This is a genomic window from Streptomyces sp. IBSBF 2435 (assembly GCF_036815005.1).
In the GTDB taxonomy this organism is placed as follows: domain Bacteria; phylum Actinomycetota; class Actinomycetes; order Streptomycetales; family Streptomycetaceae; genus Actinacidiphila.
Genome location: NZ_JAJSYW010000129.1, coordinates 1 through 20,081, shown reverse-complemented (window position 1 = coordinate 20,081; position 20,081 = coordinate 1). Strand labels below are relative to the sequence as shown.

The following is a 20,081-nucleotide window of genomic DNA, read 5'->3' as shown; positions in this document are numbered from 1 at the left end:
GGGGGGGGGGGGGGGGGGGGGGGGGGGCGGCGGTGCGCTTGTCATTGGCCGGGGGGGGGGGGGGGCGCCCCCCCCCCCACGACAGGCCCTAGGTGCCGGTGAGCCGCAGCCCCGCCCACAGCGCGACGGTGGAGGCCACCAGCGTCGGCGGCACGGTGAGCAGCCCCAGCCGGGTGAAGGTGCGCAGCGACGCCTCGGTGCCGTGGTCGTGGAGCACTCGCCGCCACAGCAGGGTGGCCAGCGACCCGGCGTAGCTGAGGTTGGGGCCGAGGTTGACGCCGATCAGCACCGCGAGCACCGGTCCCGGTCCCGCGCTCTCGGCCAGCGGGAGCAGCGCGAGGACGGCGGGCAGGTTGTTGATGACGTTGGCCAGGACCGCGGCGAAGGCGGCGGTCCCCAGCAGCGCGAGCAGCCCGCTGCCCGAGGGCAGGATCCGGTCCGCGGCGTCGGACAGCCCGTTGCGTACCACCGCCTCGACGACGACGCCGAGCGCGAGCACGAACAGGCAGAACAGCGGCCCCGCCGCGGCCACCAGCCCGCCCACGGTGGCCCGGCGGCGGTGCAGCGCGCGTCCGCCGAGCACCAGCGCGCCGGCCAGGGCCGCCCACGCGGGATTGAACCCCGCCAGCGAGGTGACCGCGAAGCCGGCGAGCGTCAGGCCGAGCACCACCAGGGTGAAGACCGGTACGGCGGGCGGTTCGCCGCGCTCGGGCGGGTGTTCGGTGACCTTCAGGTCGGCGGCGAAGAAGCGGCGGAAGACCAGGTATTCGATGCCGACGGCCAGCAGCCACGGTACGGCCATCAGCAGCGCGAAACGGGTGAAGGTCACCCCGGCCGCGGTGAAGGCCAGCAGATTGGTCAGGTTGGAGACCGGCAGCAGCAGCGAGGCGGAGTTGGCCAGGTGGGCGCAGGCGTAGACGTGCGGGCGGGCGCGGGCGCCGGCCCGGGCGGCGGTCGCGATGACCACCGGGGTGAGCAGCACCACCGTGGCGTCCAGGCTGAGCACCGCGGTCACCACGGCCGCGACGGCGAAGACCCCGCCGAGCAGCCGCTGCGGTTCGCCCCTGCACGCCTGCGCGATGGCGTCGCCCGCGGCGGTGAACAGCCCGTCCTGCGCGCACAGTTCGGCCAGCACCAGCACGGCGGCCAGGAAGCCGACGACGGGGGCCAGTTCCTTGATCTGGTGCCAGGCGGCGGACGGCGGCACCGCGCCGACCGCGGTGAGCAGCGCCGCGGCCGGCACCGCGGCCACGGCCTCCGGCCAGCCGTGCGGGCGGAGCACCGCGAAGCCCAGGACGACGAGCAGCGCGGCGACGGACAGCGTCTCTGCGGCTGCGGTACTCAGTGCGAACTCCCCGGTCCGATTGCGGTCTACCTGGGGATTTCATCACATCGGCCCGTGCCGCCCGCCCACGCGGGCCGGTGCGCGTCGCACGGCGCCGGTGCGGGCGGTCAGCTCGCGTCGGCGCGGGCCAGCCGATGCAGCTGGTCGGCCGGTCCCGCCTTGCCGTAATACCAGCCCTGGGCGGTGTCGCAGCCCAGGGCGCGCAGGTGTTCCGCCTGGATGCGGGTCTCGACACCCTCGACCGTCACGGTGAGGTTGAGGGTGTGGGCGAGCGAGACGATGCCCTCGACGATCTTCATCTCCACCGGGTCGGCGGGCTGCTGCCGCATGCCGCGGGTGAAGGACCGGTCGAGCTTGAGCACACTGACCGGAAGCCATCGCAGCGACGACAGGTTGGAGTATCCGGTGCCGAAGTCGTCCAGCGCTATCGCGACCCCGAGGTCGGCGATCCGGCGCAGCGGCTTGAGCGCGTCCTCGTCGGCGCCGATCAGCGCGCTCTCGGTGACCTCCAGGCACAGCGCGCTGGGCCGCAGACCGGTCTCGTCGAGCACCGCGGCGACCTCGGCCACCAGGTCGGGGTGGCCCAGCTGCACCGGCGAGAGGTTGACGTTGATCCGGGGCGCGGGGCCCATGCAGTGACGGTCCTGCCAGTCACGGGCCTGCAGTGCCGCCTGCTCCAGCACCCAGCGGCCGAGCGGCACGATCTGCCCGGTGCTCTCGGCGAGCGGGATGAACTGGTCGGGGCCGAGCACCCCGTGCACCGGGTGGCACCAGCGCACCAGGGCCTCGGCGCCGAGCACGGCGCCGTTCTCCAGGCCGATCAGCGGCTGGTACTCCACGAAGAACTCGCCGTGCCGCAGCGCGCTGGGCAGCTGGTTGGTCAGCCCGTGCCGGGTGATGGCGCGGGCGTCGGCGGCGGCGTCGGCGACCTCGTAGCGGTTGCCGCCGCGCTCCTTGGCGCGGTACATCGTGATGTCGGCGCTGCGCAGCACATCGGCGGGGCCGCGCGCGCCGACCGGGCCGTGGACGATGCCGATGCTGCCGTGCACCGGGAGCTGGCGGTCGTCGAGCAGCACGGGGGTGGACAGCGCGTTCAGGATGCGGCCCGCCAGGTCGGTGACGGCGCGCAGGCTCGGCGGGTCGGCGTAGACGGCGACGAATTCGTCGCCGCCGATCCTGGCGACCAGCTGGTCCGGCGAGGTCACGCAGCCGCGCAGCCGGTCGGCGACGGCGACCAGCAGCCGGTCGCCGACGGCGTGGCCGAGGCTGTCGTTGACCGCCTTGAAGCCGTCGAGGTCGAGGTAGCAGACGCCGATCCTGCGGTCGCCCAGGTCGTTGCCGTGGTCGTCGGTGTCGCTGAGCGCGCGGTCCAGGCGTTCGAAGAACATCGCCCGGTTGGGCAGCCCGGTGAGCGCGTCGTGGGTGGCCTGGTGGCGCAGCCGCTCCAGCAGCCGGCGGCGCTCGGTGATGTCCTCGAGCAGGGCCAGCTGGTACTGCGGCAGGCCGGCCGCGTCGCGCAGCAGCGAGACCTGGACGTTGGCCCACAGCACGGAGCCGTCGGCCTTCGGGTAGGCCTTCTCGATGTGGTAGTGATCGCGTTCGCCGGAGACCAGTTCGCGGTTGAGGTTCTGCATCTCGGGTGCGTTGTCCGGGTGCACCCACTCGCTGGCCTTGCGGCGCATGATGTGCGCCTCGCTGCCGAACATCCGGGTCAGCGCCTCGTTGATCTCCACGACGGTGCCGTCGAGGTCGGCGATGCCGATGCCGACGGCGGCGCCCTCGAAGACCGCGCGGAAGCGGGCCTCGCTGGCGGCCAGCGCGCTCTCCGCCTCGGACTTGGCGTTCAGCGCGGCCCGGGAGATCGACTCCTGCTCGTGCAGGGTGCGTTCGCGCAGCGCCCGGGAGAAGCCGACGGCGACTGCGTGCTGGAGCCGCGAGCAGCGCACCCGTATCTCGTCGGCGGGCAGGTCGAGGCCGGGGCCGCAGTAGAGCACCAGGTAGGCGTCGATCACGCCGAGGATGCTGGGCAGCGCCTCCGGGTCGGTGCAGTGCGCGGCGACCAGTCCTGCGCCGACCGGGACGGCGTCGCGCGGTTCGAAGCGGTAGGCGTGCAGCGCGTCGCGCAGGACGCCGGCCAGCGGCAGCAGGTGCTGCTCGAACTCGGGCCTGGTCATCGAGGTCGCGGTGACCGGGTAGATGGCCCGGCTCCAGATCGCGGCGAACCGCGCCAGGTTGTCGCCGGCCACCGCCGTACCGCTCGCCGCCGGACCTCCGCTCGCCGCCGTGCACCCGGCGACGGCGGGCCACGCGGTCACGGTTTCAGCCCCACACCGGCGAGCCCGTGCCGCACCGCGGGGTCGTCCTCGTCCGGCGGGGTGTCGGGGCGCCAGCACGGCGGCGGGACGACCCCGGGCTCCAGCAGGTCGAAGCCGTCGAAGAACCGTTCCACCTCCGGCTTGGTACGCATCAGCAGCGGGGTGCTGGTGCGCTGGTAGGCGGCCTGGACGCCGAGCTGGCTGTCCCTGAGCGGGCCGTCCTCCAGGGTGGCGCAGGTGATGAGCATGACGCTGCCGGGGGCGAGCGCGTCGCGCAGGGTGGCGACGACGCCGTAGGGGTCGTCCTGCTCGGGCAGGAAGTGCAGCACGGCCACCAGCAGCAGCCCGACCGGCCGGTCGAGGTCCAGCAGCCGCCGCGTCTCGGGGTGGTCCAGGATCGAGCGCGGGTCGCGCAGGTCGGCGGCGGCGATGGCGGCGTGCTGGTGGCCGTCGAGCACGGCCTTGCTGTGCTCGACCGCGACCGGGTCGTTGTCGACGTAGACCACGTTGGCGTCCGGGTTGAGCGAGTGGGCGACCTCGTGGACGTTGCCGAACGTCGGTATGCCGGAGCCGATGTCGAGGAACTGGTCGATCCCGCGGTCCATGGCGAAGCGCACCGCGCGGCGCATGGCGGCCCGGTTGGCCTGGCCGATCCTGGAAATGCCGGGCATCGCCTGCAGCGCGTGCCGGGCCGCTTCCCTGTCGACCTCGAAGTTGTGCGAACCGCCGAGGAAGTAGTCGTACACCCGCGACACGCTGGGCACGGTGATGTCGATGCCGGGCGGTGCCCAGGAAGGCCGGTCGGTCACGGTGGGAGTCTCCAGATCGTGGTGCCGGGTCAACTCGTCCGGGTCTCCCGGACGGTGGGCCGCTTACTCTGCGAGGCTACTGATCACCTGTACCGAACGAAACACTGAACCGGTGGTGCGACGTCCGTTTTCGGTCAACAACCACCGGCATGTGTAGGTGCGAAAACGCGCCACGGCTATTTTGCGCACGCCAGACCGGGCGGGGGCCGTCACAAGGGTGGGTCCGCGGCCTGATCGCCGCGGACCCACCATCAGTTTTCGGCCAACCTATGGGCCGTCAGCAGGTGCCCTCGTCCTGCCACACGCCCCACTCGCCCGTGGTTCCGGGCTCCTCGTTGGTGGTCCACCACTTGGCCTTCCACTTGTGGCCGCTGTGGGACACCTCGTTTCCGCCGACGTAGACCGCGGACGCGGTCCAGGCCGCGACCGTGCAGCTGCCGCCACCGGGCGGGCTGGTCGGCGGAGTGGTGGGCGGCGGGGTGCTGGGCGGGGTGGCGCCGGCGAACTTCACCGAGTACTTGGCGAAGTCCCAGTTGCCCTGCGCCACGCTGCTGCACGTACCGGACGTGGTGCCGTTGTTCGGCGGGCTGCACTGGCGGTCCCGGTTGAGCGACCAGAAGGTGAAGCGGCCCATCCCGTGGCTGGTCGCGTAGTCCAGCACGGTCTGGAAGTCCGCCTGGTAGAAGTACTCGCCCGAGTCGCTGCGGCCGTTCATGCCGGAGAAGCCCTCGTGGGCGTACGCGGTGGCGGTGTCCCAGCCGAAGGTGGACTTGAGCAGGCCGTTGAAGGCGGTCAGCGCGGCGGTCTGCGAGGCGGCGCCGTTGAAGCCGCCGTCGAAGGGCATGATGGAGAAGTTGTTGGGCGTGAAGCCCTGCGACTTGGCCTCGTTGAGCATCTGCTGGCCGAACCAGCCGGTGCCGGCCGCGGTGCCCGCGGTGGTCACCGACACGAACAGGCCCGGGTTGTTCTGCTGCAGGATCTTGGCCGCGCCGATCTCGTGCGCGACGGCCGCGGTGTTCTCGTACTCCGGCTCCTCCAGGTCGAAGTCGATCGCCTTGAGCTGGTACTTGCTGATCACCTGCTGGTAGGCCGCGGCGGTGGACGCCGCGTCGGAACACGCCTGGCCGAGCTTGGTGCCGCCGTAGCCGCCGATGGAGACCGAGACGTCACCGCCCTTGGCCCTGATCGCCGAGATGACGCCGGCGACCGCGGTGTCGGAGGACACCGCGCTGGTGCCGCCCCAGGTGGGGCTGCAACCGCCGCCGTTGGGGGCCAGGATGAAGGCGAGCTGGAAGGCCTTGAGGCCGGTGGCGTCCATGATGGCGGTCGCGTCCGGCGGGTTGTTGTCGGTCGGCATCAGGTAGGGAGCGGCGGCGTACCACTGGTTGCTCAGGGCGTTCGGCGCCGCCGTGGCGCCGCTGGCCTGTCCCGCGCCGAGCGCGGTGCTGGCGCCGAGCCCGGCGACGGCGAGGGCCGCGGCGGCCACGCCGGAACCCAGTGCATGGAGACGCTTCACGTCTGGACCTCCTGTGGGGGAACGTGCCAGCAGAATGCTGCGCTGACACGAACCCGTCAATGAGTTGGTCCAGACCTTTAGAGGAACCCACACAATTGGTCTCTACCAATTCTGTGGTCCGGCAGGCCGCCGCCGAAGCTCAGGAGCGCCCGGAGCGCCCGGAGCGCCCCCGGTTCACACCACCCCGACCGCCGCGAGCGCCCGCCGCTGGCCCGGGCTGGGCTGGGCCGGGAAGTACAGGTAGCAGACCCCGCCGGTGCCGCCGCTGACCCCGCCGCTGGCGTTGATCCGCTTGGTACGCAGCCAGATCGTCTCGAACTGGGCCCGCTTGTAGACGTTGCGGACCGCGTCGTCGCTGTCGCTGGCCGGGTCGTTGGCGACCACGTCGCCCTCCGCGGTGAAGCCCGCCACGCACATCAGGTGCCCCGAGGTGCCGTAGCCGGCCCCGTCCAGCTCGCTGGCCAGGAAGGACTGGGACGTTATCACCGGGATACCGGCCTTGATCAGCTTCTCCACGTCGCTCAGCGAGCGCAGCCGGGTGACGACGCCCTGCAAGTCCTTGTATGTCGCCGCGTAGGCCGCGTTGAACGGCCAGTTGCCGCAGCCCTCGTACTGGTAGTCGTAGGTGTAGCGGGCACCCTGGTCCACTTGCGGATCGGCGTACGACGGGTCGACCCAGGACAGCTGCTCCTTCGTCGGGCCGCGGCCCCAGTACTCGATGACCATCGTGGACGACGTCGGGCTGCACCACGCCTCGCCGCCGTTGTCGTACTCCGGGTACTGCCCCTTGTGGATGTTCTGCGAATAGCGCGGCACCGGCAGCTCCACGCCCGCGCCCTCGCCGGGCACCGAGGCCGGCACGGTGTAGCGGTCCGGGATGTCGGACGCCATCGCACCGAGCCGCCACACCGTCGGGGTCAGCCGGCTGCCCGGCTTGCGGAAGAGCGTGAGGCGCAGCCGGTACGAGGCGAGCAGCGGACCGGCCGCCGCGTCGTCGATGGAGAAGGTGTCGGTCCAGATGCTGCTCCTGCCGTCGGTCTGGTCGTCGACCGAGGTGCGCCGGATGTCCTGGTCGCTGTCGCCGGCCGTCCAGCGGCCCATGACGTAGGCCGGGGTGGCGGTGCCGTCGGTGTAGGTGCCGAGCAGTTCCACCTGGATCCAGGTGCCGGCCGGGGTGTGCGCGTTCCAGGACGCGATCAGCTCGCTGGCCGGGTGCGGCACCCGGCGCACCGGGGAGGTCCAGGAGGCCGACTCCCAGGTGGCGGTGCTGCCGGTGTGCGGGTCGGTGTAGGCCAGCGAGCCGGTGGTCCGGCCGATCGTGAGGCCGGGCCGTACGCCGGGCACCGGGACGGTGCCCGAGTGCGCGCCGAACAGCCAGTCGGGGAAGGTCGTCCAGCCGTGGTAGTCGACCGGGGCGCCGTCGGGCTCGCCGTCGCGGCGGTGCGCCGGCGGCGCGGCCTCGGGCGCGGCGGGGCCGGCCGGTGCGGCCGACGCGGCCTGCGCGGTGGCGGTGGTCGCCGCGGCCGCGGCGGCGGCCAGCGCGGCGGCGATGACGGCGCGGCGGGGCGCGTTACTGGTCATGGCTGATCCCCTCGTTTCCCCGACGGGTACGGGACACCCCGCCCGGCGGCAGGTCGCACCACCATCGCAGCCCCGCGGCCCTTTCCACCAGGTTTTCCGGCCGCGTGGCGCGATCAACATTGGTCTGGTCCTGTGGCGCTCAGCCGGGCAGGACCACCAGGTCACGCCCGGTCAGGTTCAGCCGCTCGCCGCCGCCTTCGGTGCACACCGCGATGTCCTCGATGCGCGCGCCGAAGGTGCCGGGCAGATAGATGCCGGGCTCGACCGAGAAGGCCATGCCCGGTGCGAGCGCCCGCCGGCTGCCCGCCACGATGTACGGCTCCTCGTGCGACTCCATGCCGATGCCGTGGCCCGTGCGGTGGATGAAGTGCTCGCCGTAGCCGGCCGCTGTGATGATGTCCCGGCCGACCGCGTCCAGCTGCTCGGCGGTGATGCCGGGGCGCACGGCGTCGGTCTGCGCGGTCTGCGCGCGCAGCAGCACCTCGTACAGCTCGCGGAAGGCCGCGGGCGGCTCGCCGACCGCGTAGGTGCGGGTGGAGTCCGAGCAGTAGCCGTCCGCGGTGGTGCCGCCGATGTCGACCACCACCGGGTCGCCGCGGCGGATCACCCGGTCCGACACCTCGTGGTGCGGGCTCGCGCTGTTCGGCCCGGAGCCGACGATGACGAAGTCCACGGTCTCGTGCCCGGCCTCGATGATGGCGTCCGCGATGTCCTTGGCGACCTCGCGCTCGGTACGCCCGGCCCGCAGCCACTCCCCCATCCGGCGGTGCACCCGGTCGATCGCGCCGCCGGCCCGGCGCAGCGCGGCCACCTCCGCCGGGCTCTTGCGCACCCGCAGCTCCGTCAGCACATCGCCGGCCAGGCACGCCTGCGCGTCGGGCAGCGCGGCCTGGAAGGCGAGCAGCTTCTCGGCCCACATGCGGTTGTCGACCGCGAAACGGCGGGTGCCCACCGGCAGCCGGCGGGCGATCAGCTCGTAGGCGTCGTCGGTCTCGGCGAAACCGGTGATCTCCAGGCCGAGGGCGCCGGCCGGCGAGGCCTCGGCGGCGGCCCGTTCGAGGGCCGGCACCACCAGGAAGGGTTCCGTCTCGGCCGGCACCACCAGGCAGGTCAGCCGTTCCAGCGGCAGCGCCTGATATCCGGTCAGATAGCGCAGGTCGGCGCCGGGTGAGACCAGCAGCGCGTCCACCGCGGCGTCGGCGGCGGCCTTCCTGGCGAGTTCGAGGCGCTCGGCGGGATGGAGCGCGGCGGCGGAGTGCTCGGAGTCGGTCACGGCCACCACGGTAGACGCTTCCCCCCGGCGGACGCCGGACCCCCCGGCACGGCGCTCCTGTCCGCCGGCCGCGTCTTTTACCGCCCGGCGCGTCCCTTCACGGCCCGGCGCGCACCGGGACGCGCTGCGGGCGGCCCTATGCTCCGGGTTCATGGACGATCACGGCCCGGCCGGGCTGACGCTGCGCGAGCTGGCCGGCACGCTGGACCTGCTGGCGCCGTCCTGCGGCCCGGTACGGCTGGTGGCCGTCGACGGGCACGCGGGCGCGGGCAAGAGCACGCTGGCCGTGCGGCTGGCCGCGGAGGCCGGCGGGGCGCCGGTGGTGCACACCGACGATCTGGCCACGCACGAGGAGCCGTTCGGCTGGACCGGCCGGCTCACCGCCGAGCTGCTGGCGCCGTTCCGCGACGGCAGACCCGCCCGGCACCGGGTCTACGACTGGACCGCCCGCCGCTTCGCCGGTGAGCGCGCCGTCCCGGCGGCGCCGGTGGTGCTGCTCGAAGGGGTCGGCAGCGGGCGGCGCGCGCTGCGCCCGCTGCTGGCGCTGACCCTGTGGCTGGAGGTCGATCCGGCCACCGCCCGGCAGCGCGGGGTGCGCAGGGACGGCCCGGCGCTCGAACACTTCTGGACCGGCTGGTCAGCGGCGGAGGACCGGCACTTCGCGGCGGACCCGACGCGGCCCTTCGCGGACCTGCTGGTGCACCAGACGGAGCAGGGTTACCGTGCGGTTCCCGGCCCGTACCGTCACATGGAGTGACATGACGCGGCGGCCCGCCGTCATGGCTTGACCGCTTGGCACACAGCAATTACGTTTTCAACCAAGCGGCCCCGGAAGGCCGCTTCGTAGCACGGAGCCCCCGGTTGTTCCCCCGTGACCGGGGGCTTCGTCCTGCCCGCCGCCGACCGGGCAGAGCCGCGGACCCCGCGGCCGCCGCCGGGGGTGGGCACGCCCCACCCGCCCTGCACCGAGGGGTGCCCACTACACACGGTGACCGTTCGGCTACCACGTCGCCGCGGTCGCGCGCGACCCCCGCCGGACCCCCTCCGGCGCGAAGGCGCGCAGGTCAACGCCCACTACGGAGTTGACCTCTTCGCGGGTACGATGCGGAAAGGGTGTCGGCGGGGGCATGGGGTGCCACCGCCATGTTCAACTCCCGCGCGCCGCCTACCGGTTGGCCGAGCGGGCGGCGGCGAGGGGCGCGGGGGAACGATGGGTGGGGACTAGATGGACTTCGGGACCGACCGCGCGGGCGCCCCGGCCGATCTCGCGTGGCTGCGCGGCATCGACGCGTACACCGTGGGCGCCTACGCGCAGGCCGAGGAGGAGTTCAAAACCGCGGTCCGGCTGGACCCCGGCATGGCCGACGCATGGCTCGGGCTGCACGCGCTGCGGGCCGACACCGCGACCGCGCTGCTCCAGATGTACCGGCACAGGGACCGCTTCGGCGAGCAGCGGGCCGCGCACCGCCGTACCCTGAACTCCTGGTACTGGCTGGGCTGGTGGGTGCAGCCGGTACTGGAGACCGGCAGGGACCTGCTGCTCGCGCACGCCTCGCACTGGCTGGACGGCCGCCATGTCGCCGAGCTGGACCGGGCGCTGGCCGACTGTCCGCCGGTCGACACCGACCCGCAGGTCCGCTTCCTGCACGCCTGCCGCGCCTACCTGGTCAAGGACTGGGAGCACCTGGTCCGGCACACCGAGCCGCTGCTCGGCGACCCGCTGCTCGGTATCGAGGCGGGCCTGTTCGGCGGCATGGCCCGGGTGCGGCTCGAAATGTGCGGGCAGGCGGAACCGCTGCTGGCCGCCGCCCTGATGCGGTGCCGCAGCGAGCAGCCGCAGCGCAAGGAGCTGCGCTACTGGCTGGCCCGCGCCTACGAGGGCACCGGGCGCACCGCCGCCGCCGTACCGCTCTACCGGGCCGTGCACCGGGTGGACCCGGCGTTCATGGACACCGCCGCCCGGCTGGCCGCCATCCACGAGACCGACGACGGCCTGGACGAGGGCGCGGGCCTGGCCACCGCCGTATCGCTGGCCGGCGGCGGGCAGGCGGTGCCGGAGGGCGCGGCCGACCTGGAAGGGGCGCTGTACGCGGACACCGGCGACGGCCGGCCGCCGGGCGGCGCCGAGATGGATGAGGCGCTGCTGGCGTCGGCGGGCGCGCTGGACGACGACATACGCTCCCGGGCCGCCGCCCCGCTGGCCGGCACGCTGCCCGCCCAGCTGCCGCTCGGCGGCTCCGATCCGGTGCTGCTCGCCCAGGCCCTCGCGGAACTCGACGGCATGGTCGGCCTGGAACCGGTCAAGCGGCAGGTCAAGGCGCTCTCCGCGCAGCTGCGGATGGCACGGCTGCGGGCCGGGCAGGGCCTGCCGGTGCAGCCGCCCAAGCGGCACTTCGTCTTCTCCGGCCCCTCGGGCACCGGCAAGACCACGGTGGCCCGAATACTGGGCCGGGTCTTCTACGCCCTCGGCCTGCTCGGCGGCGACCACCTGGTGGAGGCTCAGCGCTCGGACCTGGTCGGCGAATTCCTCGGGCAGACCGCCGTCAAGGCCAATGAGCTGATCGACTCCGCGCTCGGCGGGGTGCTGTTCGTGGACGAGGCCTACGCACTGTCCAACTCCGGCTACAGCAAGGGCGACGCCTACGGCGACGAGGCCTTGCAGGTGCTGCTCAAGCGCGCCGAGGACAACCGCGACCGGCTGGTCGTCATCCTGGCCGGCTACCCGGAGGGCATGGACCGGCTGCTCGCCGCCAACCCCGGTCTCGGTTCGCGCTTCACCACCCGGGTGGACTTCCCCAGCTACCGCCCGCTGGAACTCACCAGGATCGGCCAGGTGCTGGCCGCGGAGAACGGCGACCAGTGGGACGACGAGGCGCTGGAGGAGCTGCGGGCGATCAGCGGCCATGTCGTGGACCAGGGCTGGATAGACGAGCTGGGCAACGGACGGCTGCTGCGCACCCTGTACGAGAAGAGCTGCGCCTACCGTGATCTGCGGCTGTCGGAGTATCCGGCGACGCCGAGCCGCGAGGAGCTGTCCACACTGCGGCTGCCCGACCTGATGCAGGCCTACGGCGAGGTCCTGTCCGGCCGCGGCCCCGGCGTCCCCCCGCCCGACCCGGCCGAGTAGACCGGGCGCGGGCGGGGGCCGCCGTCAGCGCACCAGTTCGCCGGGCGCGGACCGGTGCGAGGGGTCCCGCACCTCGCCGACCAGCATTTCGAGTACGTCCTCAAGGGCGACCAGGCCCAGTACGCGCCCGCTCTGGTCGGCGACCGCCGCCAGGTGCGAGGCGGCCCGCCGCATCGAGGTCAGCGCGTCGTCCAGCGGAAGGTCGGCGCGCAGCGTGGTGATCGGGCGCCACAGCCGCTGCGGCACCGGGCGGTCCTGGTCCTCCAGGTCGAGGACGTCCTTGACGTGGAGATAGCCGAGGTAGCCCGCGCCCGGGTCCGCGGCGACCGGGAAGCGGGAGTAGCCGGTGCGCACCGTCAGCTCCTCGACCTCGCGGGCGGTCGCGGTCGGGGCCAGCGTGATCAGCTGGTCCGGGGTCAGCAGCACCTCGGTGACCGGGCGGGTGCCCAGCTCCAGCGCGTCCTCCAGGCGTTCCTGCTCGTCGGAGTCGAGCAGCCCGGCCCGCCTGGCGTCCTCGACCAGGACGGTCAGCTCAGCGCTGGTGAAGACCGCGTCGACCTCGTCCTTGGGCTCGACACCGCAGGCCCGCAGGATCAGCCGGGCACTCGCGCCGAGCACCACGATCACCGGCCGGAAGACCCGGGCGAAGCCGACGAGTCCCGGGCTGAGCCACAGCGCGGTCTTCTCCGGGTCGGCCATCGCCAGGTTCTTCGGCACGAGTTCGCCGATGACCAGGTGCAGGAAGACCACCAGGGCCAGCGCCAGCACATAGCCGACCGGGTGCACCAGGTCGTGCGGCACCCGGGCGGCGACGAAGACCGGCTCCAGCAGGTGCGCCACGGTGGGTTCGGCGACCGCGCCGAGGGTCAGCGAGCAGACGGTGACGCCGAACTGCGCGGCGGCCATCATCTGCGGCAGGTGCTCCAGGCCGTACAGGACGGTACGCGCCCTGCGGTGGACGGCGGCCAGCGGTTCGATCTGGCTGCGGCGGACCGAGACCAGGGCGAATTCGGCGCCGACGAAGAATCCGTTGCCGAAGACCAGGAGCAGGGCGAAAAGGAGCTGGAGTGCGCTCATCACCGGCTCTCCTCCCCAGCGACCGGTGCCGTACGCACGATCCTGACCCGTTCGGCCCGGTGGTGGCCGACCTCGGCCACCCGCAGCCGCCACCCGGGCAGGTCCGCGGTGTCGCCGACCTCGGGAATCCGCGCCAGCAGATCGGCGACCAGCCCTGCGACGGTCTCGTACGGGCCTTCCGGCGCGTCCAGGCCGATCCGGGCCAGCGTGTCGATCCGGCAGCCGCCGTCGGCGTCCCAGGCGGGCCTGCCGTTCTCCGGCGGGGCCTGGGCGAGGTCGGGCAGGTCGACGGCGTCGTGCTCGTCGCGGACCTCGCCGACCAGTTCCTCGACGATGTCCTCCAGGGTGACCACCCCCGCGGTACCGCCGTATTCGTCGACGACGACCGCGATCGGCTGCTGGCTGCGCAGCAGTTCCAGCAGCGCCTGGGCGGCCAGCGTCTCGGGGACCAGCAGCGGGACGACCGCGATCCGGCCGACCGCGGTACGAACGCGCAGGTCGGCGGGGACGGCGAGGGCGTCCTTGAGGTGGACCATGCCGACGATGTCGTCCAGCCGGTCGCGGTAGACCGGGAAGCGGGACAGGCCGGTGGCGCGGGTGAGGTTGAGCACGTCGGCCGCGGTGGCGGTGTCCTCCAGGGCGCTGACCCTGACCCGGGGGGTCATCACGTTCTCCGCGGTGAGGTCGGCGAGCGACAGGGTGCGGACGAAGAGGTCGGCGGTGTCCTGTTCCAGCGTGCCGGCCAGGGCGGAGTGCCGGGCCAGCGAGACCAGCTCGGTGGGGGTGCGTGCGGAGGCCAGTTCGTCGGCGGGCTCCACGCCAAGCATCCGGACCAGGTGGTTGGCGGCGGTGTTGAGCACTTCGATGACCGGCCGGAAGGCGCGGGAGAAGGCCCGCTGCGGTCCGGCGACCATCCTGGCGACGGCCAGCGGCCTGGACACCGCCCAGTTCTTGGGGACCAGCTCGCCGATCACCATCTGGACGGCGGACGCGGCCATCATGCCGACCACGACCGCGACACCGGGGGCCGCGCCGTCCGGTATGCCGGTGGCGCCGATCGGGCCGGTCAGCAGGTCGGCGAGCGCGGGTTCGGCGAGCATGCCGACGACCAGCGAGGTGATGGTGATGCCGAGCTGGGTGCCGGACAGCTGGAACGAGAGCTTGCGCAGGGCGGCGACGACTCCGGCCGCCCGGCGGTCGCCCGCCGCGGCGGCGCGTTCCGCTGCCGGGCGTTCCACGGTCACCAGGCCGAATTCGGCGGCGACGAAGAATCCGTTGGCGAGGATCAGGACAAGGGCCGCCGCGAGCAGCAGCAGGGACGTACTCATGAGGCCGCCGCTCCATGGGACTGGGCGGGAGGGGCGGCGCAGGTATTACCGGACGGTTCGTCCATCGGGGTGTGAGTGTCACTCCTCGGTCGGTCGGGCGGTTCGGCGGGCGGCGCCGTGTCGGCACCGCCCGGATCCAGAGTAATCATTGCGGTGGCTGCCGCGAAGGACGGCGGGCGCCGCCTTCACCGGGGAACGTTCCCCCCGCCCCGTCCGTCACACCGGTCGGCCGCCGCGGGCCTCGCCGAGCGCTTCGACCAGGGCACGCAGCCGCCGGGCGTCGTCGATGGCCTGCCGCCTGGCGATACCGGGCTGGATGCCCATCGCGGCCAGCGTGGTGCCGTCGGCGAGGTCCAGATGGACCCACGCGTCGCCGGGGCGCAGCCGGACGGCCAGCACCTCGGCCCAGGCCAGCCGCCTCCTGACGGTCAGGTTGACCACGGTCAGGCCGCCCGCGTCGGCGACGACCTTGGGCCGGCTGAGCAGGGTCAGCAGCGCCAGCGCCAGCAGCCCGACGGCCACCACGGTGAGCCGGTCGCCGGTGGTCCACGGGGACGCGCCGTCGTGCGGCATCAGGACGGCCAGCGCGCTGAGCACGGCGAGCAGCAGCGTCCCCATGGTGAGCAGCACCACACGGGTGACCAGCGGCCGGAAGGTGAGCGGCAGCTCCGCGACTGCGGCCAGCGCGCGGTCGTCGTCGGTGGCGGTCACAGCCGTGCGGCGTGGATGCCGGTGGTGAGGATGGCCCGCGCGCCCAGGTCGTACAGCTCGTCCATGATGCGCTGGGCGTCGTTGGTGGGGACCATGGCGCGGACCGCGACCCAGCCCTCGTGGTGCAGCGGGGAGACGGTCGGCGACTCGAGCCCCGGGGTGAGGGCGACGGCCTTGTCGACGTGCTCGGCGCGGATGTCGTAGTCCATCATCACGTAGCGCCTGGCGACCAGGACGCCCTGGAGGCGGCGCAGGAACTTCTGCACCTTCAGCTCGTCCGCGGGCGCGCGGGTCGGCCGGACGACGACGGCCTCGGAGGCCATGATCGGCTCGCCGAAGGTCTCCAGGCCGGCGTTGCGCAGCGAGGTGCCGGTCTCCACCACGTCGGCGATGACCTGGGCGACGCCGAGCTGGATGGCGGTCTCGACTGCGCCGTCGAGGTGGACCACGGTCGCGTCCACGCCGTTGTCGGCGAGGTGCTTCTCGACGACGCCCTCGTACGAGGTCGCCACCGTCATACCGCCGAGGTCGGCCACGCTGTCCGCGGTGCCGGGCCTGGCGGCGTAGCGGAAGGTCGAGCGGGCGAAGCCGAGCTGGAGGATCTCCTCGGCGCTGGCCCCGGAGTCCAGCAGCAGGTCGCGCCCGGTGATGCCGATGTCGAGCCGGCCCGAGCTGACGTAGATGGCGATGTCGCGCGGGCGCAGGTAGAAGAATTCCACGTCGTTGGCGCTGTCGAACAGCACCAGCTCCTTGGACTCCTTGCGCTGGCGGTATCCGGCCTCATGGAGCATGGCCGCCGCGGGTCCGGACAGTGAGCCCTTGTTCGGGACGGCGATGCGCAGCATGGGGGCGGGTTCCTTCACTGTCGGTGCGGTGCGGTGGGGCGGTGCGGATCGTGCGGGAGGGTTGTGCGGACGTGCGCGTACGGCCCGTGCGTGCGGTGCGCGGGCCGTACGGCTCACAGATGGGCGTAGACGTCGGCCAGGGAGATGCCCCGGGCGACCATCATCACCTGAACGTGGTACAGCAGTTGGGAGATCTCCTCGGCGGTGGCGTCGGCGCCCTCGTACTCGGCTGCCATCCACACCTCGGCGGCCTCCTCGACCACCTTCTTGCCGATCGCGTGCACGCCCCTGCCGACCAGTTCCGCGGTGCGTGACGTGCTGGGGTCGCCGGTGGCGGCCTTGTGCTGCAACTCGGTGAAGAGCTGCTCGAATGTCTTGTTGGCCATGGTGGTCCTAGCCTACGGGGAAGCGCCCGCAGCTCAGCGCCACGGTTCGGATAGCGAGCGGATGACGGCCGCGGTCGCCACCGCGGCGGTGACCGCTTCGTGCCCCTTGTCCTCGTTCGACCCGGGAAGTCCCGCCCGGTCGAGCGCCTGCTCCTCGGTGTCGCAGGTGAGGACCCCGAAGCCGACCGGGACACCGCTGTCCACGCTGACCTGCGTCAGGCCCGCGGTGACACCGTGCGAGACGTACTCGAAGTGCGGGGTGCCGCCGCGGATGATCACCCCGAGCGCGACGACCGCGTCGTAGCCGCGGCCGGCCACCGCCCGGGCGACGACCGGCAGTTCGAAGCTGCCCGGCACCCTCAGCACGGTCGGCTCCTCGATGCCGAGGTCGTGCAGGGCGCGCATCGCGCCGTCGACAAGGCCGTCCATCACCTGCGTGTGCCACTGGGCCGCGATCACCGCGACCCGCAGGTCGCCGCAGTTCTTGACGGTCAGCTCGGGGGCGCCCTTACCGCTCACTTCTCTCCTCGGTGCTCAGTGCTTTCGGTGCCGTCGACGGCGGCGCCGCTGACGGGGGTACGGTCCGCGGTCTCCAGCCAGGGCAGGTCGTGGCCCATCCGGTCCCGCTTGGTCCGCAGATACCGCAGATTGTGCTCGCCCGCGCCGACCGGCATCGGCTCCCGGCCCAGCACGTCCAGGCCGTGTCCGACCAGCGCGCCGGTTTTCGCCGGGTTGTTGGTGATCAGCCGCAGCGAGCGCACTCCGAGGTCGGCGAGGATCTGCGCGGCGGCGCCGTAGTCGCGGGCGTCGGCGGGCAGGCCGAGTTCGAGGTTGGCGTCCAGGGTGTCCCGGCCGCGCTCCTGGAGTTCGTACGCCCGCAGCTTGGACAGCAGGCCGATGCCGCGGCCCTCGTGGCCGCGCAGGTAGAGCACCACCCCGCGGCCCTCCTCGGCGACCCGGCGCAGCGCGCCCTGCAACTGCGGGCCGCAGTCGCAGCGCTGCGAGCCGAACACATCGCCGGTCAGGCACTCGGAGTGCACCCGCACCAGCACATCGGTGCCGTCGCCGAGGTCGCCGGCCACCAGCGCGATATGCTCGACGCCGTCGGCGGTGCTGCGGTAGCCGTAGGCCTGGAAGTCGCCGAAGGCGGTGGGCAGCGTGGTCGCCGCCTCCCGGCGGACGGTGGGCTCGGACGAGCGGCGGTAGGCGATCAGGTCCTCGATGGAGATGATGACCAGGCCGTGCTTGCGGGCGAAGGGCACCAGTTCGGGCAGCCGGGCCATGGTGCCGTCCTCGCGGGCGATCTCCACGATGGCCGCGGCAGGGCGCAGCCCCGCGAGCCTGGCCAGGTCCACGCCCGCCTCGGTGTGGCCCGGGCGCGCCAGCACCCCGCCGCTCCTGGCCCGCAGCGGGAAGACGTGCCCGGGGCGTACGAAGTCGGCCGCCACCGCCGACGGCTCGGCCAGCAGCCGGATGGTGGCCGCGCGGTCGGCGGCCGAGATCCCGGTGGTCACCCCGTACGCTCCGCTGGCGTCCACCGACACGGTGAAGGCGGTGCGCATCGACTCGGTATTGGTCTCCACCATCTGCGGCAGGTCCAGCCGGTCGAGGTCGGGCACCTCCATCGGTACGCAGATCAGCCCGCGGCACTCGGTCATCATGAACGCCACGATCTCCGGGGTGATCTTCTCCGCGGCGACGATCAGGTCGCCCTCGTTCTCCCGGTTCTCGTCGTCCACAACCACGATCGGGCGCCCCGCGGCGATCTCGGCGATGGCCCGCTCCACCGGGTCGAGCCCGAGGTCCGCCTCGTCGTACCAGTCGTCCTGCAGTGCGGTCACGGCGCTCATGCCGTCACTCCTTCCACGCCGGTGGTGCTCGGCTGGGCCTGCTGCCGCGGAGCCGGAGCCGGTGCGGCCCTGCGGGTCTGCTGCCACCAGGCGTACATCCCGGCGATCACCAGGACGAAGTAGATGATGTAGACCAGGCCGGAGAAGGGCAGGCCGCTGTGGAAATTCAGCGGCACCCCGACCAGGTCCACGGCGAGCCAGGCGAACCAGAACTCGACCCAGCCGCGGGCCTGCGCGTACATCGCGGCCAGCGTGCCGACGAAGATGTACGCGTCCGGCCACGGGTTCCAGGACAGCTTCGGGTACGCCAGGAAGAGCGAGGCGACCGCGACCGTGCCCAGCGCGGTGGCCGCCACCAGCACCGCCCGCTCGCGCCAGGTGGCGAACCTGACGGCCAGCTGCCCGCTGTCCGCCCGGCCGCGCCGCCACTGGTACCAGCCCCACACGGCGACGGTGATCACCACGAACTGCTTGCCGACCCCGCCGCCCAGCTGGGCCGACCAGAACGCCGCCACCAGCACCGCGCCGGACAGCAGCTGGACCGGCCAGGTCAGCATCGCCCGCCGCCAGCCGAGCGCGAGCGCGCCCAGGCCCAGCAGGTTGCCGATCATGTCGGACCACATCACATGCTGGTCGAACGCGGTGAAGGCCTCGCTGTTCAGCCAGTGCAGGGCGCTCACCGGGTGTCCCCGGGGCCGGGCGCCGACGCGTCGAGCATGCGCTCGACGTATTTGGCGATGACGTCCACTTCGAGGTTCACCGGGTCGCCGGGCTGCTTGAGGCCGAGCGTGGTCAGCTCCAGGGTGGTCGGGATCAGGCTGACGGTGAAGTAGTCGGTGGCCGCCTCCACGACGGTCAGGCTGATGCCGTCGACGGTGATCGAGCCCTTCTCCACCACGTAGCGGGTGATCTCGGCGGGCAGCGCGATCTTCACGATCTCCCAGTGCTCGGCCGGCGTACGCTCCAGGACCGTGCCGGTGCCGTCCACATGACCCTGCACCAGGTGCCCGCCGAGCCGGCCGCCGAGCGCCATCGGGCGCTCCAGGTTGACCCGCGAGCCGGGGCGCAGCGCGCCGAGGCTGGAGCGCTTGAGCGTCTCGGCCATGACGTCGGCGGTGAAGGCGCCGTCGCCGAACTCGACCACGGTCAGGCACACCCCGTTGACCGCGATCGAGTCGCCGTGCTTGGCGCCCTCGGTCACGATCGGGCCGCGTACGGTGAAGCGCGAGGCGTCGGACTGCTCCTCGACCGCGGTGATCTCACCCAGTTCTTCGACGATTCCGGTGAACACGTCACTTCTCCTGTGCGGCAGTGGGGACGGCGGTGGGACGCGGGGCGAAGCGGCGCTCTTGCCGGGCGGCTCCGGCCGCTCGGCTTCCGCGGCGGGCGAATTCGGTCACGGTGAGCCGCAACGCGTGCGTGGGGGTGGGCATTCCTGCGGCTCGCCGCGGGGGGCACGTCTGTCGCGCCGGGCGCTCCTGCGGGGGGACCACGGCGGTGGCGGCGCCGGAGGGCGCCGGACATGCCGGGACGCCCGCGCGCGGCGCGTGCGGTTGTGCTTCCGCTCTCGTGGTGGTGGCCACCGGGTCCTCCTGCCGCATCGGGCACGGACTCCGGGGCGAGCGGACGTGGCACGTCCGGAACACCGCGGTTTCGCGGGCCTCAGCGGCCCGCCGTACGGCGGCGTACCGTCGTGGACGCCCGCCGCGCACTGCCTCCCATCCGGACTTTCACCGTCGGTCCAGGAATTTCACCTGGTCAACCGGCCGCTGGCTGCGGACGGGTCGCGGACTGTAACCGCCGGTTCGGAATTACACCGACCCCGGAGTGCGCAAACGTCACTGGTACGGGGTCCAGTCTGCCATGGGTTCCGTGCTGGGCTCCAGGGGTTTCTTTTCCCGCCCGCCCTCACCGAGGC

The 20,081-nt window shown here is 72.8% G+C and carries 17 protein-coding genes and 1 riboswitch; of the genes, 2 read left to right on the top strand and 15 right to left on the bottom strand.

Annotated features, from left to right (window positions below):
* Window positions 1-88: 88 nt before the first annotated feature.
* From V7E46_RS23025 to V7E46_RS23000, 6 genes are all read right to left on the bottom strand, one after another.
* Window positions 89-1,345, bottom strand: coding sequence for an SLC13 family permease (locus V7E46_RS23025; RefSeq protein ID WP_333770195.1), 1,257 nt, complete (start codon window positions 1,343-1,345; stop codon window positions 89-91).
* A gap of 107 nt (window positions 1,346-1,452) precedes the next feature.
* On the bottom strand, window positions 1,453-3,660 hold the full coding sequence (locus V7E46_RS23020; RefSeq protein ID WP_443054314.1) for a putative bifunctional diguanylate cyclase/phosphodiesterase: 2,208 nt from the start codon (window positions 3,658-3,660) through the stop codon (window positions 1,453-1,455).
* A complete protein-coding gene (locus V7E46_RS23015) occupies window positions 3,657-4,469 on the bottom strand; it encodes an SAM-dependent methyltransferase (protein ID WP_333770193.1) in 813 nt (270 codons plus the stop codon). Before V7E46_RS23015 ends, V7E46_RS23020 begins: the two co-directional genes overlap by 4 nt.
* Window positions 4,470-4,746: 277 nt before the next feature.
* On the bottom strand, window positions 4,747-5,985 hold the full coding sequence (locus tag V7E46_RS23010; RefSeq protein WP_333770192.1) for a carbohydrate-binding protein: 1,239 nt from the start codon (window positions 5,983-5,985) through the stop codon (window positions 4,747-4,749).
* A gap of 174 nt (window positions 5,986-6,159) precedes the next feature.
* Window positions 6,160-7,566: a peptidase C39 family protein gene (locus tag V7E46_RS23005; RefSeq protein WP_333770191.1), complete on the bottom strand. Its 1,407-nt coding sequence runs from the start codon at window positions 7,564-7,566 to the stop codon at window positions 6,160-6,162.
* Window positions 7,567-7,705: 139 nt separating this feature from the next.
* Entirely contained in the window at window positions 7,706-8,848 is a 1,143-nt protein-coding gene (locus tag V7E46_RS23000; protein ID WP_333770190.1) for a M24 family metallopeptidase, read from the bottom strand.
* A gap of 142 nt (window positions 8,849-8,990) precedes the next feature.
* On the opposite strand from V7E46_RS23000, the gene V7E46_RS22995 reads away from it, so the two are divergent.
* Both V7E46_RS22995 and V7E46_RS22990 read left to right on the top strand, forming a co-directional pair.
* Window positions 8,991-9,596 carry a uridine kinase family protein gene (locus V7E46_RS22995; protein ID WP_333770189.1) on the top strand — a complete coding sequence of 202 codons (606 nt, stop codon included), beginning with the start codon at window positions 8,991-8,993 and terminating at the stop codon, window positions 9,594-9,596.
* A gap of 468 nt (window positions 9,597-10,064) precedes the next feature.
* The gene (locus tag V7E46_RS22990; RefSeq protein ID WP_329180863.1) at window positions 10,065-11,966 is read left to right on the top strand and encodes an AAA family ATPase; all 1,902 of its coding nucleotides are present in this window, start codon (window positions 10,065-10,067) and stop codon (window positions 11,964-11,966) included.
* Between the two features lie 24 nt (window positions 11,967-11,990).
* Here V7E46_RS22990 and V7E46_RS22985 read toward each other — a convergent pair whose 3' ends face one another.
* The 9 genes from V7E46_RS22985 to V7E46_RS22945 form a co-directional block, all read right to left on the bottom strand.
* A complete protein-coding gene (locus tag V7E46_RS22985; protein ID WP_333770188.1) occupies window positions 11,991-13,043 on the bottom strand; it encodes a hemolysin family protein in 1,053 nt (350 codons plus the stop codon).
* Entirely contained in the window at window positions 13,043-14,371 is a 1,329-nt protein-coding gene (locus V7E46_RS22980) for a hemolysin family protein (RefSeq protein ID WP_333770187.1), read from the bottom strand. Before V7E46_RS22980 ends, V7E46_RS22985 begins: the two co-directional genes overlap by 1 nt.
* A 216-nt stretch (window positions 14,372-14,587) precedes the next feature.
* On the bottom strand, window positions 14,588-15,082 hold the full coding sequence (locus V7E46_RS22975; RefSeq protein WP_333770186.1) for a PH domain-containing protein: 495 nt from the start codon (window positions 15,080-15,082) through the stop codon (window positions 14,588-14,590).
* Window positions 15,079-15,927, bottom strand: coding sequence for an ATP phosphoribosyltransferase (gene hisG / locus V7E46_RS22970; RefSeq protein WP_329180855.1), 849 nt, complete (start codon window positions 15,925-15,927; stop codon window positions 15,079-15,081). Before hisG ends, V7E46_RS22975 begins: the two co-directional genes overlap by 4 nt.
* Window positions 15,928-16,040: 113 nt before the next feature.
* Complete coding sequence (locus V7E46_RS22965; RefSeq protein ID WP_333770185.1) at window positions 16,041-16,313, bottom strand: phosphoribosyl-ATP diphosphatase; 273 nt, start codon at window positions 16,311-16,313, stop codon at window positions 16,041-16,043.
* A gap of 33 nt (window positions 16,314-16,346) precedes the next feature.
* Window positions 16,347-16,832 (bottom strand): 6,7-dimethyl-8-ribityllumazine synthase, encoded by a 486-nt coding sequence (gene ribH, locus V7E46_RS22960; protein WP_329180848.1) that lies wholly within the window; start codon window positions 16,830-16,832, stop codon window positions 16,347-16,349.
* On the bottom strand, window positions 16,829-18,163 hold the full coding sequence (locus V7E46_RS22955) for a bifunctional 3,4-dihydroxy-2-butanone-4-phosphate synthase/GTP cyclohydrolase II (RefSeq protein ID WP_333770184.1): 1,335 nt from the start codon (window positions 18,161-18,163) through the stop codon (window positions 16,829-16,831). Before V7E46_RS22955 ends, ribH begins: the two co-directional genes overlap by 4 nt.
* Window positions 18,160-18,843 (bottom strand): nicotinamide mononucleotide transporter family protein, encoded by a 684-nt coding sequence (locus tag V7E46_RS22950; RefSeq protein ID WP_333770183.1) that lies wholly within the window; start codon window positions 18,841-18,843, stop codon window positions 18,160-18,162. Before V7E46_RS22950 ends, V7E46_RS22955 begins: the two co-directional genes overlap by 4 nt.
* Window positions 18,840-19,454 carry a riboflavin synthase gene (locus V7E46_RS22945; protein ID WP_329180842.1) on the bottom strand — a complete coding sequence of 205 codons (615 nt, stop codon included), beginning with the start codon at window positions 19,452-19,454 and terminating at the stop codon, window positions 18,840-18,842. The genes V7E46_RS22950 and V7E46_RS22945 overlap by 4 nt, the downstream gene beginning before the upstream one ends.
* A 413-nt stretch (window positions 19,455-19,867) precedes the next feature.
* Window positions 19,868-19,998, bottom strand: a riboswitch (FMN riboswitch).
* Window positions 19,999-20,081: the final 83 nt, after the last annotated feature.

Bases quoted from the DNA above. Each gene is read 5' to 3' on its own strand.
- V7E46_RS23005 (WP_333770191.1), bottom strand. From the start codon at position 7,566: ATGACCAGTAACGCGCCCCGCCGCGCCGTCATCGCCGCCGCGCTGGCC.
- V7E46_RS22995 (WP_333770189.1), top strand. From the start codon at position 8,991: ATGGACGATCACGGCCCGGCCGGGCTGACGCTGCGCGAGCTGGCCGGC.
- V7E46_RS22990 (WP_329180863.1), top strand. From the start codon at position 10,065: ATGGACTTCGGGACCGACCGCGCGGGCGCCCCGGCCGATCTCGCGTGG.
- V7E46_RS22985 (WP_333770188.1), bottom strand. From the start codon at position 13,043: ATGAGCGCACTCCAGCTCCTTTTCGCCCTGCTCCTGGTCTTCGGCAAC.
- V7E46_RS22980 (WP_333770187.1), bottom strand. From the start codon at position 14,371: ATGAGTACGTCCCTGCTGCTGCTCGCGGCGGCCCTTGTCCTGATCCTC.
- hisG (WP_329180855.1), bottom strand. From the start codon at position 15,927: ATGCTGCGCATCGCCGTCCCGAACAAGGGCTCACTGTCCGGACCCGCG.
- V7E46_RS22965 (WP_333770185.1), bottom strand. From the start codon at position 16,313: ATGGCCAACAAGACATTCGAGCAGCTCTTCACCGAGTTGCAGCACAAG.
- V7E46_RS22955 (WP_333770184.1), bottom strand. From the start codon at position 18,163: ATGAGCGCCGTGACCGCACTGCAGGACGACTGGTACGACGAGGCGGAC.